At 70.7% G+C, this 12,771-nt stretch carries 12 protein-coding genes and 3 pseudogenes; 7 read left to right on the top strand and 8 right to left on the bottom strand.

Features of this window, described 5'->3' with window-relative positions; genetic code table 11:
* The first annotated feature begins 11 nt into the window (after window positions 1-11).
* Window positions 12-944: a LysR family transcriptional regulator gene (locus tag G6N45_RS16520; RefSeq protein WP_163723237.1), complete on the top strand. Its 933-nt coding sequence runs from the start codon at window positions 12-14 to the stop codon at window positions 942-944.
* Between the two features lie 13 nt (window positions 945-957).
* On the opposite strand, the gene xylB is transcribed toward G6N45_RS16520, so the two are convergent.
* On the bottom strand, window positions 958-2,352 hold the full coding sequence (xylB, locus tag G6N45_RS16515; RefSeq protein WP_163723236.1) for a xylulokinase: 1,395 nt from the start codon (window positions 2,350-2,352) through the stop codon (window positions 958-960).
* Window positions 2,353-2,371: 19 nt separating this feature from the next.
* Here xylB and G6N45_RS16510 point away from each other — a divergent pair, with 19 nt between their 5' ends.
* The 3 genes from G6N45_RS16510 to G6N45_RS16500 all read left to right on the top strand — a co-directional run bounded on the left by G6N45_RS16510 (window position 2,372) and on the right by G6N45_RS16500 (window position 4,744).
* Window positions 2,372-3,199 (top strand): serine hydrolase, encoded by an 828-nt coding sequence (locus G6N45_RS16510; RefSeq protein WP_246228704.1) that lies wholly within the window; start codon window positions 2,372-2,374, stop codon window positions 3,197-3,199.
* Between the two features lie 64 nt (window positions 3,200-3,263).
* On the top strand, window positions 3,264-4,151 hold the full coding sequence (locus G6N45_RS16505; protein ID WP_163723235.1) for a DoxX family protein: 888 nt from the start codon (window positions 3,264-3,266) through the stop codon (window positions 4,149-4,151).
* 101 nt (window positions 4,152-4,252) lie between these two features.
* Window positions 4,253-4,744 (top strand): RDD family protein, encoded by a 492-nt coding sequence (locus G6N45_RS16500; RefSeq protein ID WP_163723234.1) that lies wholly within the window; start codon window positions 4,253-4,255, stop codon window positions 4,742-4,744.
* A 12-nt stretch (window positions 4,745-4,756) separates the two neighbouring features.
* Here the strand turns inward: G6N45_RS16500 and G6N45_RS16495 are convergent.
* Window positions 4,757-4,875, bottom strand: a pseudogene (locus G6N45_RS16495) (GntT/GntP/DsdX family permease); the annotation flags it as partial.
* Window positions 4,876-4,999: 124 nt separating this feature from the next.
* Here G6N45_RS16495 and G6N45_RS16490 point away from each other — a divergent pair.
* Window positions 5,000-5,704 (top strand): FadR/GntR family transcriptional regulator, encoded by a 705-nt coding sequence (locus tag G6N45_RS16490; protein ID WP_163723233.1) that lies wholly within the window; start codon window positions 5,000-5,002, stop codon window positions 5,702-5,704.
* A 5-nt stretch (window positions 5,705-5,709) separates the two neighbouring features.
* On the opposite strand, the gene G6N45_RS16485 is transcribed toward G6N45_RS16490, so the two are convergent.
* Window positions 5,710-6,447 carry a DUF4333 domain-containing protein gene (locus G6N45_RS16485; protein WP_163723232.1) on the bottom strand — a complete coding sequence of 246 codons (738 nt, stop codon included), beginning with the start codon at window positions 6,445-6,447 and terminating at the stop codon, window positions 5,710-5,712.
* Between the two features lie 76 nt (window positions 6,448-6,523).
* Between G6N45_RS16485 and G6N45_RS16480 the strand changes: the two genes are divergently transcribed.
* Window positions 6,524-7,420: an SCO6745 family protein gene (locus G6N45_RS16480; protein WP_163723231.1), complete on the top strand. Its 897-nt coding sequence runs from the start codon at window positions 6,524-6,526 to the stop codon at window positions 7,418-7,420.
* Between the two features lie 4 nt (window positions 7,421-7,424).
* Here the strand turns inward: G6N45_RS16480 and G6N45_RS16475 are convergent.
* Together G6N45_RS16475 and G6N45_RS16470 are read right to left on the bottom strand one after the other, a co-directional pair.
* A pseudogene (locus tag G6N45_RS16475) lies at window positions 7,425-7,752 on the bottom strand (YnfA family protein).
* 23 nt (window positions 7,753-7,775) lie between these two features.
* Window positions 7,776-9,284, bottom strand: coding sequence for a carboxylesterase/lipase family protein (locus G6N45_RS16470; RefSeq protein WP_163723230.1), 1,509 nt, complete (start codon window positions 9,282-9,284; stop codon window positions 7,776-7,778).
* A gap of 73 nt (window positions 9,285-9,357) precedes the next feature.
* On the opposite strand from G6N45_RS16470, the gene G6N45_RS16465 reads away from it, so the two are divergent.
* Window positions 9,358-10,038: a hypothetical protein gene (locus tag G6N45_RS16465; protein WP_163723229.1), complete on the top strand. Its 681-nt coding sequence runs from the start codon at window positions 9,358-9,360 to the stop codon at window positions 10,036-10,038.
* Between the two features lie 6 nt (window positions 10,039-10,044).
* Here G6N45_RS16465 and G6N45_RS16460 read toward each other — a convergent pair whose 3' ends face one another.
* The 3 genes and pseudogenes from G6N45_RS16460 to G6N45_RS16450 form a co-directional block, all read right to left on the bottom strand.
* Window positions 10,045-10,623 (bottom strand): hypothetical protein, encoded by a 579-nt coding sequence (locus G6N45_RS16460; RefSeq protein ID WP_179965189.1) that lies wholly within the window; start codon window positions 10,621-10,623, stop codon window positions 10,045-10,047.
* A 27-nt stretch (window positions 10,624-10,650) separates the two neighbouring features.
* Window positions 10,651-11,745, bottom strand: a complete 1,095-nt coding sequence (locus G6N45_RS16455) for an LLM class flavin-dependent oxidoreductase (RefSeq protein WP_163723228.1) — start codon at window positions 11,743-11,745, stop codon at window positions 10,651-10,653.
* A gap of 6 nt (window positions 11,746-11,751) precedes the next feature.
* Window positions 11,752-12,768, bottom strand: a pseudogene (locus tag G6N45_RS16450) (ABC transporter substrate-binding protein).
* Window positions 12,769-12,771 lie beyond the last annotated feature (3 nt).

The raw sequence follows: 12,771 nt of genomic DNA, 5'->3' as shown, positions 1-12,771 counted from the left end.
GAATCGCAGAGATGGACATCCGTCGGCTGCAGCTGCTGCTGGCCCTGTCCCGCCTGGGGTCGATGCGCGCGGTCGCCGAGGAACACCACCTCACCACCTCGACGGTGTCCGCACAGATCGCGGCACTGGCCCGCGAGACCGGGGCGCAGCTGATCGAGCCCGAGGGCCGGCGCGTGCGGCTCACGCCGGCCGGCCGGCGCCTGGCCGACCACGCCGTCACGATCCTCGCCGCGGTGGAACGCGCCCGGGTCGACCTGGACGCCGACGCCGACCCCGCGGGAACCGTCCGGGTGGGCGGCTTCGCGACCGGCATCCGGGTGTCACTGCTGCCGATCGTCGCCGATCTGCGCACCCGGTTCCCGAACGTCGACTTCGTGATCAGTGAATACGAACCGATCGAGGCGTTCGAGCTGCTGACCGCCGACGATCTGGACCTTGCGCTGACCTACGACTACAACCTCGCTCCCGCCTCACCCGGGGCGATGCTCGACACCGTGCCTCTGTGGTCGATCCGCTGGGGGCTGGGTGTCCCGTCGATCACGGCCCAGGACACCGTCCGGATCGGGGACTATGCCGACCAGACGTGGATCGTCAACTCCCGCAACACCGCCGACGAGGACGCGGTTCGGACGCTGGCGTCGCTGTCGGGATTCTCCCCGCGGATCGCGCACCAGATCGACAGCCTCGATCTGGTGGAGGATCTGATCGTCGCCGGGTTCGGCGTGGGACTGCTGCCGATCGCGCGTCCGACCGCGCCAGGGGTGACGGTGCTCCCCCTGACCGATCCCGACGTGGTGCTGACCGCGTACGCCGTCACCCGGGCCGGCCGGGCCGACTGGCCGCCGCTGCGGGCCGTGCTGGAGCGCCTGAGGCCACCGCCCGGCGAGCCGCTGCCCCGGCCGCGGTGGCCGCGACCGGACGTCGCGTCCCACCCGCAGACCTGACCCGGGCGCAGCTTCACCGCAAGGTCAGGTCCTGCGCGGCCCGGTACCGGTCGAGCACCTCGGGAGTCGGCGTGCCCTCGTAGACGGTGGTGCTGGCCAGCGACCAGTCCGGCGGACCATCCGCGCCCGAAAGGGCCCACGCCGCCTGCCGGGCCGCCCCGAGTGCGACGTACTCGGCGGGGGCCGGAACGTGCACGGGCGCGCCGAGGACGGCCGGGGCCACCTGACGCACGGCATCCGAGCGCGCACCGCCGCCGACGAGGATGATCCGGTCCACCTCCACCCCGTGCGCGCGGATCTTGTCGATGCAGTAGGCCATGGAAGCCAACAGACCCTCCACGGCAGCCCGGGCGATGTTGGCGGAGTTGAGGTTTCGCGTCGTGACGCCGTGCAGGGCGCCGGCCGCGTCGGGCAGGTTGGGTGACCGCTCGCCGTCGAAATACGGGACGAGCACCAACCCCTCCGCGCCGGCGGACGCCTTCAGGGCGAGACGGTCGAACTCGTCGAAGTCGACACCGAGCATCGTCGCGACGGCAGCGAGCACCGGCGCCCCGTTGAGCGTGCACACCAGCGGGAGTTGTCGCCCTGTCGCGTCGGCGAATCCGGCGACGATGCCGTCGGGGTCCCGCGGCGCCGCGGACCCGACGGCGCTGACCACGCCCGAGGTGCCCAGCGACACGACGCAGTCACCTGGACCGGCGCCGAGGCCGAGCGCCGCCGCCGCGTTGTCCCCGGCGCCGGCGCCCAGCAGCGCACCGTGCGGCGTCTGCGACTGCGATCCGGCCGGCGCCACGACAGTCGGCAGCACCGGGCGGCGCCCGCGCAACGCCAGCTCCAACAGCTCGTGGTCGTAGCGGTCGGACGCCGCCGAGTAGTAGCCGGTGCCGCTGGCGTCACTGCGGTCGGTGGTCAGCTCCGCGATGTCGGTGGAGCCGGACAGCCGCCACGTCAGCCAGTCGTGGGGCAGGCACACGGCCGCGGTGGCGTCGGCGTGCTCCGGCTCGTGGTCGGCCAGCCACCGCAGTTTCGTCGCCGTGATCGCGGCGACCGGGACGACGCCGGTCCGGTCGGCCCATGCGGCCGGCCCGCCGAGCTCGCCGACCAGATCCTCGGCCGCCCCGGCGGACCGGGTGTCGTTCCACAGCAGCGCATCGCGGACCACCCGGCCCGAGGAGTCCAGACACACCATGCCGTGCTGCTGGGCACCCACCGAGACGGCCGCCACGTCGGAGATGCCGCCGGCCTTCTCGATCGTCGCGGTCAACGCGTCCCACCAGTGGGCCGGCGCGACCTCGGTGCCGCCCGGATGCGGACTCGACGCCGACCGCACCGGCTCACCGGTGTCGGCATCGCAGATCACGAGCTTGCACGACTGGGTGGAGGAGTCGATTCCCGCAACGAGTGGCACGCCTGCGAAGCTACCCTCGATGACCCCGACGAGATGGCGGACCGCACTGGCCTCGGTGCTGATCGCGGCAACGCCGCTGATCGGCGCCGCCCCGGCCTCCGCGGCGTGCGCCGCCGACAGCGACTGCGACCTGGACCGACGTGTCGCGCTCGCCGACGCCTACCTCGCCGAACGCCCCGGCACGGTCGGTTACGTGCTGCGGGACCGGCAGACCGGATACGTCCATCGCAACGCCCACGCCGCCGATCCGGTGTGGACGGCGTCGACGATCAAGCTGGCGATGGTGGACGACCTGCTCGTGAGGAACCGCAGCGGCGCGATCGCTCTCACCGCGGCCGACCGGCAGTTGATGGCCGCGATGCTGCACTCCTCCGACGACACGGCCGCCGATACGCTGTGGAGCCGCTACGGGGGCGCCGACCACCGGACCTTCAACGCCGATTTCACCGTGCTGGGCCTGACCGGCTTCCGGCCACAGCCCGGATACAGCTCCGTGTATCCCTACTGGGGATTCCAGAAAGCCACCCCCGAGGACCTGGACCGGTTGATGACCTTCACGCTCACCGCTCTCGACCCGGCCGACACCGCGGACGTCGTCGGCGCGTTGCAACGCGTCGCGCCCAACCAGCAGTGGGGCGTGTGGGGAGCGGGACCGCGGCTGGCGCCGGGCAACAAGGACGGATGGTCGCTCGAGGACAGCGGCTGGGTGACCAACAGCGTGGGATTCGCCGGCCCGCAGCAGCGCTACACGCTCGCGGTGATGAACGACCTCGGTTCCGCCGGCGGTTACGACGACGGGGCGGCGACCACGACGCACCTTTCCGAGGTGCTGCTCGCCGGCCGGTGACCGCGCGATGACGACACCGCCGACATCTGGTTTGGCCCCTCTGGAGCGTGGGAACATACCCGGCATGTTGATCCGTCGTGTCGCGCGCCCCATGCTGTCCGCCGTGTTCATCTCCCGCGGGATCGAGGCTCTGCGCAGCCCGAAACCCGCCGCCGATGCCACCCGGAACACCCTCGAGGGCCTCAGCAAGCTGCCCGACCCCGTCGGCACCAACGTGCCGTCGAACGCCGAGACGGTGGCGCGTGTCAACGCGGCCGTGCAGATCGGCGGCGGACTGCTGCTCGCGACCGGCAAGCTCCCGCGGGTGGCCTCGGCGGCCCTCGCGCTGACCGTGGTGCCGGGCTCGCTGGGCGGGCACAACTTCTGGAACCAATCCGACCCGCAGCGGAAGGCCGACGAGCGGCGCGCGTTCGTGACCGACATCAGCCTGATCGGCGGCCTGATCATCGCCGCCGTGGACACCGAGGGCAAGCCGTCGCTGGGCTGGCGCGGCCGGCGCGCGGCCCACAGGGTTTCCGAGGCCGTCACCGCCGCCCTGCCGGTAGGAGCGGCCGCGGGCGGTTCACTGGCCGACAGCGAATTCGCCGAGAAGGTCGGCCACGGCCTGCACGTCGGCGCCGAGCGCGGCCGCGAACTGGCCCACATTGCACGCGAGCGCGGCGGCGAACTCGCCGAGGTGGCGAGCGAGCGCGGCGGAAAGCTGGCCGTCGTCGCACGTCAGCGCGGCGAGGAGCTCGCCGAGATCGCCCGCGAGCGCGGCGGGGAGCTTGCCGTCGTCGCACGTCAGCGCGGTGAGGAGTTCGCCGACGTGGCTCGCGACCGCGCACCCGAACTGGCCGAGGCCGCCCGCGAGCGCGCACTGCGGTCGGCCGAGCTGGCCCGCGCCCGGGCCGCCGATCTTGCCGACACCGCCGGCTCGGAGGCCAAGAAGCGGCGCAAGCGCTGGAGCTGAGCGCGCCGATTTCCCGTCGTCCCGGGTGAAACTCTGCTCACCCGACCCGCTCATGGGTACGGTGAGCTCGCATCGCAGCCGCCGCGAGAAAGAGTGCACCCATGACCAGCGATTACCCACCTCAGTCGGGCCAGTACGGGTACTCGGGCGGCTATCCGCCGCCAGGCGGAGGGGTGCAACCGGGCAGTCTGGGGCTGCGATTCGGCGCCCGGATCATCGACGGTCTGATCGTCGGCATCGTCGGTGGCATCATCGTCTACGTCATCGGGGCCGCGTCGAACGTCTGGATCACCGGACTGTTCACCGGTGCACTGAGCTTCGCCTACTACGTGGCCTTCGAGGTGACCCAAGGATGGACCCCCGGGAAGAAGATCCTCGGGTTGAGCGTCCACGGCCCGGGCGGGGCGGCCAAACCCACCGCCGCCCAGTCCGCCATCCGCAACTCGTGGACGCTGCTGCCGATCATCCCGTTCATCGGCGGGCTGCTCGGCGTCGTCGCGATCGTCGTGATCGCTGTGACCATCAACAGCAGCCCCACCAAGCAGGGCAAGCACGACGAGCTCGCCGGCGGCACACAGGTCGTCAAGGCCTGACCGCGCCCGGGATCAGATGAAGATCCCGAGCAGCAGCACCAGCACCAGCCCGTCACCGACAGGATGGTCTTCATCACCGACCAGCTCTTGATGGTCTGGCCGACGCTCATCCCGAAGAACTCCTTGATCAGCACAAGCCGGCGTCGACACGTTGGCGCTCTTCGCTCGACTGCATAAAAAGTCATATCATTGCAAGTAGATGTCGATATTCTTCTACTCAATCATTACGGGCATACCGTATGACAAGATGTTTGCGTGACCTCGGAGACGTCCAGCGGAGCACTGCACGACAGTGTGCTGACCTCGCTGGGCATCGCGATCGTGTCCGGGGAGTACCCCGAGGGGCAGGTCATCACGCTGGACGGGGTCAGTGCGCGCCACCGGGTGTCGCGCAGCGTGGCGCGGGAGGCGATCCGCGTTCTCGAATCGATGGGCATGGCGGCCTCCCGCCGTCGCGTCGGCATCACCATCCAGCCGTCGCACAAATGGAATGTCTTCGATCCCAGGCTGATTCGCTGGCGGCTGGATTCCGACGACCGCGCGGCGCAACTCGCGTCGCTGTCCGAGCTGCGCCGCGGTTTCGAGCCGGCCGCCGCCGCACTCGCCGCGCGCCGCGCCGACCCGCACCAGTGCCGGATTCTGGCGGCCGCCGTCTCGGACATGGTGGTGCACGGACGATCCGGTGATCTTGAGTCATATCTGTTGGCGGACAAGATCTTTCATCGAACTCTACTGGAGGCCAGCGGTAACGAGATGTTCCGGGCCCTCAACGACGTGGTGGCCGAGGTTCTCTCAGGCCGCACGCACCACGGCATGATGCCCGACAAGCCGAACCCGGCGGCCATCGCGCTGCACGACGAGGTCGCCCGCGCCATCCGGCTGGGCGACGAGGATGCCGCCGAGCGCGCGATGCGGGCCATCATCGACGAAGCGGCTTCGGCGGTGGCAGAGGGCGATTGACCGGTTCACCGACGCGGCGCGTAGGTGTAGTCGATCTTCGTTCCGTCGACGGTGGTCACCGTGAGTGTCAGTTCGGCGCTTTCCGGGCCGGCTTTCACCGTGCAGTCCACGCTGTTGCCGACCCGGCCTTCGAGGTTGCCCCCGCACACCGCGGAGTCCGGCCGTCTCCCCAGATGGGTGGCGAGTTCGTCGAGCAGCGAGCTCTCGAGCTCGGCCTTGGTCAGCAGCGGCACGAGATCGAAGTTCATGGTCAGTCCGTCGACGACGGTCACCTCCGCGGTGCGCCGCAGAGTGGCGCCCTCCGCGGTGACGTCGCACTGGGCCGCCGCACCCGGGCGGCCGAGCAGGCCCGAAGGACACGACACGGTGTCCGGGGCCGATCCGGCGTCGGCCACGAGACGCGTCACCGCCTGTTCCAGCTGTTGCCGCGACAGCGCCGGGATCATCTCGTAGACGATCGACCCGCCGTCGATGTCGGTGACGGTGACGATCGGTTCGAAGCTGTTGGTCGCGCTGAGCACCACGTCGCAGCGCGCCGACTGGCCGACCTCGCCGACCAGAGGATCCTTGCAGGTGACCGACTGAGGCTTCTCCCCCGCGGCGGCCAACCGCTGCGCGATGTCGGCCTGCAGATCGTCGGGGGCGACGGCAGGAACCGCATCGGAACTCACCGGCGAACTGCAGGACGTCAGCGCCGCACAGACGACTGCCAGTCCGGCGACCGAACTGATCAGTGTCCCCATCCGCTTCCCCGTCACCCCGACCCCAGGTGCTGGGGACGTTAGCAGACCCGCGAGGGCGGGGTGGTTGACTGCCGGTGTGGACAGACAACGCCACCGGCCGGTCACGCTGGCCCGCCGGCTCTTCGACCGGATCGAACCCGTGCACGCCGTCACCTACTTCGCCCCGGAGGCCAGGGCCGCCCTCGACAGCCTCGGTTTCCGCGGGTTCTGGATGGGCTATTTCGCCGCCCGCTCCGCACCTTTGGGCCCTGTGCCCGCCGAGGTGGTGACCGCGCTGTTCTACAACTTCGCCCCCGAACGGGTGGCCAAAGCGCTGCCCGCGGCCTGGGACGTCGCCGCGCCGGCCGAGGCGCTGCGCGCCCGGGAACAGTCGGCCGTGGCGGCGCTGCGCCGCGCCGGTGTCACCGACGCCGCCGCGGCCGCGGCCGCCGACCTGGCCGCCCGCGCCGCGAGCGTCGCCGACGTCAGCGGACGGGCGCTCTACGCCGCCAACCGGTCACTGCCGTGGCCGTCGGAACCGTTGGCCCGGCTGTGGCACGCCGCGACGCTGCTGCGCGAACACCGTGGCGACGGCCACGTCGCCGTGCTGACCGCCGAGGGACTTTCGGGCCGCGAATGCAACGTGCTGCACGCCGCAGCGGGCCGGGTGCCCGAGGAGATGATCAAACGAAGCCGCGACTACGACGACGCGCAGTGGGCGCTGCACGTCGACGCGTTGCGCCGGCGGGGACTGCTCGGAGCCGACGGCGCACTCACCGACGAGGGCCGCACCGTCAAACAGCGCGTCGAAGACACCACCGACGCACTGGCCCTGCCGGCGCTCGACGCCCTCGACGACGGCGAGGTCGAGGCCCTGTTCCGGGCGCTGACCCCGATCACCCGCGCGGTGATCGCCGCGGGCGACCTCCCCGCAGGGACGCCGATGGGACTGCGCCGTGACGACCTCGACGACGACAGCGCGCATCTGGGGTGAGCGCTCACCGCGGCCCGTACATGATCAGCGCCACTCCCACCAGAGCCACCAGCGCGCCCGCGACGTCCCAGCGGTCGGGCCGGAACCCGTCGGCGGCCATGCCCCACAGCAGCGAACCGGCGATGAACACGCCGCCGTAGGCCGCCAGCACCCTGCCGAAGTGCGCGTCGGGGTTGGAATGCGGCGACGAAACCGTATGCGCCCAAGGCGATCACACCGGCGCCCATCCACAGCCACCCGCGGTGCTCCCGGATTCCCTGCCACACCAGCCAGGCTCCCCCGATCTCGAGGAATGCGGCCAGGACGAACAGCAGGACGGATTTGACGACCACCCGTCACCCCAAGTCGGTGACCGTCATCGCGAGGCGAGGGAGAACGTCTCCCACGCCTGTCGGCGCTCCGCGTGCGGGTCGTACTCCACCCGGCGGCGCCGGTCGAGCACCATCACCGGCCGCTCGTCGTGGTCGTAGCGCGGCCAGTCCTCGCCGGGCACGCCCTGCGAGGCGAACGCCAGCCATCGCGACTGGACGTCGTCGCTGACCTTTCCGGCGGTGCGGGCGTCGACGCCGGCGGCGAGCAGCCTGCCGAACCGCGAGCGATAGACGTCGAAGACCGCGAGCAACTCCATGGCGTGCGTCGCGCCCAGACCGGTCAGGTGCAACGCCCGGGTCGCGTAGTCGTAGCGGTACACGTGGGTGGGCGCATGCCGGCTGTGCGCCTCGGCGATCTGCCACATCGCCGAGCCGAAGATGAAATCGCCGCCGAGCCGCACGCACGCCGCGGAGTTCGGGTAGCCCGGATACGCCGCCAGGATACGCTCCCGCTCACCCGGTTCGGCCTGCGAGAACAACCGCTCGATGGCGGTCTCGGTGGTCGGCAGCAGTTTGAGGAAGCGGGTGAACAACCGGCCCTCGTCGGCGTTCGTGCCGACGATGAGCGGCATGCGGTACGCGCTGCCGGTGCGCATGGCCTCGACCGGATCCAGCGGCAGGTACTCGGTGCCGTAGGTGGGACCGATGGCGAAGGCGCCCAACATGTCTCGTTGACCTTCGAGGATCAGGTGCTCCATCGCGTTCACCAGATCGGCGGGACGGGTCCGCATCAGCACCTCGGCCGCGCCGCGGCCACCGGTCCCGAGTTGGCGGGCGAACCGCTGCGCGTACTGCTCCGCGATGTCGGCGCCGCGCGTCATCCCGCTGCTGGGGCTCTGCGCGATCGCCCGGGCGAACAGGCCGTCGGCGTCCGGAGTGGCCAGCAAGGTGCCCACGGCGTGCGCGCCCGCGCTCTCGCCGAAGATCGTCACGTTGTCCGGATCGCCGCCGAACGCTTCGGCGTTCTCGCGCACCCAGCGCAACGCCATGACGAGGTCACGCAGGAAGAGGTTGTCGTCGATCGGGGTGTCGGTCGTGGACAGCGACGACAGCTCGAGACACCCCAGCGGCCCGAGACGATAGTTCACCGAGATGTAGACGCATCCCTTGCGGGCCAGCGATGCGCCGTCGTAGATCGGCGTGGCCGAACTGCCCAGCATGTAGCCGCCGCCGTGGATGAACACCATCACCGGCAACCGCTTGGCCTGCGGCCGGGCCGGCGCGACGACGTTGAGCGTCAGGCAGTCCTCGCTCATGGGCTGATACTTGCCGGGCCGCAGGATCGTGTACATCCGCTGCTGCGGCGCGCAGTACCCGAATCCGTGGCAGTGCCGCACCCCGGACCAGGGCCGCACCGGTTGCGGCGCCCGGTAGCGCAGCGCACCCACCGGCGGCTTGGCGTACGGGATGGACCGCCAGCGGTGGACGCCGTCGCGGGTGAAGCCCTCGACGACGCCGGATGCGGTCTTCACCCGCACGGTGTGCTCATGCATCCTCCCGACGGTAGCGAACCCGCGCCCGCCCCGCCTCGCGGACCGACCCGTGTCGGGCGGCTAGCCTGGGCGGGTGCGTGTTGCCGGCCTGATCGCAGTGGCGACCCTCCTGGCCGGCTGCTCGCAGTCGGTGGGCGGGCAGGCGGAGTCGTCGTCTCCCGCCGCACCGCGCCCCGAGGCCACGACCAGCACCGCAGCCGCTCCGTCGAGCCCGCCGGCCGCTGCGGCGCCGGGCAGTGGCGCGTCCATCGACGACGTCATCCGGTTCATCGAGGACGGCGCTGCCGCCGATGCCGGCGCCTTTCACGTCACGTTCCGTGACGGGGTCACCACCCGCTTGGGTGAGGACATCGCGTTCACCGCGCCGTCGGGGGCGCCGGTGGGAACCACGCAGTGCCTCACCGCCGCGGGCGGCCTGACCTGCCTGCTGGACCTCACCTCCCCGCCACCGCCCCCACCCGACGCCGAAGGGGTGTGGAAGCCGGGCTGGGTCGAGTTCCCCGGCACCGAGGTGCGGGTAGGCGCGCTGCGCGGAGATCCCGGCCCGTTCGTCAACGGATCAGGCCCCGAACTGCCCGCCGGCCAGTCCCTGGCTTTCGGCGACGACCGGTGCCGCAGCGACGACGCGGGCCTCTACTGCGTGAACTACGCCCACCGGGCTGCGGTGCGGATCAGCGCGGACGGGATGGTGCCGTTCGGTTGCCTGCAGCCGGCCGAGCCGCCGGCGGGTGTGGGGGCCGCGTTCCGCTGCTGACGGCGGCTACGTGGCCTCCGGTCGGGCCTTCTCGCGGGCCCGTTTGGGATAGGCCTGCGTCATGCCGAACGCGCCGACGATCACCACGACGGGGATGACAGCTTTGGTCCAGTGGACCGTCGACGGTGAGGTGGCCGCCACGTAGCCCAGCACCGCGATCAGCGCGAACACCAGCGCCCACATCAGCGTCAGCACCAGGTTGGTGCGCGGGAACGCGAACTCCTCCCACTCCTGGCGGGGCGCCGACGCCGGCGCGTACTGCGCCGTGAACGGTTCGAATGCGAGTGAGCCCAGTGCCATCGCGGCCAGCACCCCGCTGGACAGCGTGGTGGCGTAGCTGTCCATCCAGTCGCGATCCTGGGCGCCGAGGATCAGGCCCGCGATCGTCACACCGGTGAAGAACACGACGGTCACGATGTCGAGCAGCCGCACCCCGGCGAAGCCGGCCGAGACACCGAGGATCAGCGTCGCGATGACCGCGCAGATCGCCCCGAACATCCAGGTGCTCGGCCCGTCGGCCACCACCCAATAGACGATCCAGGGCACGAACCCGACGAACGGACTGCGCTCGAACCATTCGTCCACGCCAGAAGAGATACCAGACGTCGGGGGTCAGGCGACCCCTTTGCGCCTGAGGATCGGCAGCACGCCCTCGGCGAACCAGTACGCCTCCTCCAGGTGCGGGTAGCCCGACAGGATGAACTCGTCGAAACCGAGAGAGTGGTACTCGAGGATCAGGTTGGCCACCTCCTCGTGGGATCCCACCAGCGCCGTGCCCGCGCCGCCGCGCACCAGACCGACGCCCGCCCACAGGTTCGGGTAGATCTCGAGCTGGTCGATCCGGCCGCCGTGCAGTGCGGTCATCCGGCGCTGCCCCTCGGATTCGGACCTCGCGTGCAGCGCCGTGGCCTTCGCGATCTGATCGGGGTTCAGTTGCGCGAGCAGTTCGTCGGCGACCGCCCACGCCGCCTCGGAGGTGTCGCGGCTGATGGTGTGCAGCCTGATGCCGAAGCGCACGCGGCGCCCCCGCTGCCCGGCCAGCTCGCGCACCTGCGCGATCTTGGCCGCCGCGGCCTGCGGCGGTTCACCCCAGGTGAGGTAGACGTCGACGTATTCGGCGGCAATGGGCAGCGCCGCAGGCGATGAGCCGCCGAAGTAGATCTGCGGCAACGGATCCGGTGGCGCCGATACCCGCGCGTCAGCCACCTCGTAATGGGAGCCCTTGTAGTCCAGCGACTGCTGCCGCCAGATCGCGTTCACGATGTGCAGGAACTCCCCGGTACGCGCGTAGCGCTGGTCGTGGTCGAGCCAGTCCCCGAAGCGGCGCTGCTCCAGATCGTCTCCACCGCTGACGATGTTGAGCAGCACCCGGCCCTCGGAGTAGCGCTGCAGCGTGGCCGTCTGCTGGGCGGCCAGCGTGGGCGGCACCAGGCCGGGGCGGAACGCGACGAGGAACTTCAGGCGTTCGGTCTCGGCGAGCAGTGCCGACGCGGTGAGCCAGGCGTCTTCGCACCAGGTGCCGGTCGGGGTCAGCACGCCTTCGTAGCCGAGCCGGTCGGCGGCCCGCGCCACCTCGGCGAGGTAGCGCCGGCTGGGTGCCCGGTAGCCGGCGGGCACGGTGTGGTGCGCCGACGCGTGTGAGGCCCCGACGATGGAACGACTGTCACCGTTGGTGGGCAGGAACCAGAAGAATTTCGCGGAAGGCATGAATTCCTAATTGGTCGAGATCAATAGCGGCCGCAGCGTGTCGTTGAATCTGCGATCCACCCACTTGCTGAAATCAGGTGCGGGAGAGGCGATCTGGCCTGACTCGGCGAACAACTCGGCGATCTTCTGCTCTGAGGCCACCACCTAGTCGTCCAGCTCGGTCGGCAACCGCAGGCTGCGCGACTGGGAGACCCGGGCCACCTCGGGGCTCAGCCCGACGGCCTTGGCGTAACTCGCGGCCCACCGGTCGGGATGCTCCTCGGCCCACCTCGCCGCCTTCTCGAACCGGACCAGCAGGTCGGCCAGCGCGGTGTTGCGCTTCGGATCGGCCAGCGCCCGATCCGAGGCCACACCGAACCAGTAGCCGTTGGTGACGTCGCGAGCCTGCCCGATGGAGCGCACCGGCAGCTGCGCAGCGGTCTGGGCGGTGTAAGGATCCCAGATCGCCCACGCGTCGGCCTGGCGCTGGGTGAACGCGGACAGCGCGTCGGCGGGCTGCAGGAAGATCAACGTGACGTCGTCGGGGGTGAGTCCAGCGTTCTCGAGCTGGGCGAGGATATGGCCGTGCGCGGAACTCCCCTTACCGACCGCGATCCGCTTGCCGCGCAGGGCGGCGATCGACGTGATCGGCGAATCCTGGTGCACCAGAACCTGATCGCCGTTTTCGCCGCCGTCGTAGGCGGCGACCACCTTGACCTTCGCGCCCGAGGCCGCCCCGAAGATCGGCGGGGTGTTGCCGGTGATCGCGAAGTCGATCTTTCCCGCCGTCGCCGCCTCGATCTGCGGCGGGCCGGAGGTGAATGTCGAGAACGCGATCTGATACGGCAGGCCGTCGAGCGCACCCGCGGCGCGCAGCAGCGATTCGGTGCCGCCCTTCTGATCGCCGACCTGAAGCGTCAGGCCGGCGAGGTCGGACAGCGGCACCGTCTCCGGCGCCTGCTGGGCACCCGAGACATCCTGTCGTGACACGCATCCGGTGAGCAGCAGGCTCACCACGGCGATCACGGCGACAACCCTGGACATGTT

It is taken from the genome of Mycolicibacterium psychrotolerans, assembly GCF_010729305.1.
Classification (GTDB): Bacteria; Actinomycetota; Actinomycetes; order Mycobacteriales; family Mycobacteriaceae; genus Mycobacterium; species Mycobacterium psychrotolerans.
The sequence above is the reverse complement of the archived record's forward strand: the minus strand, read 5'-3'. Positions and strand labels throughout refer to the sequence as shown.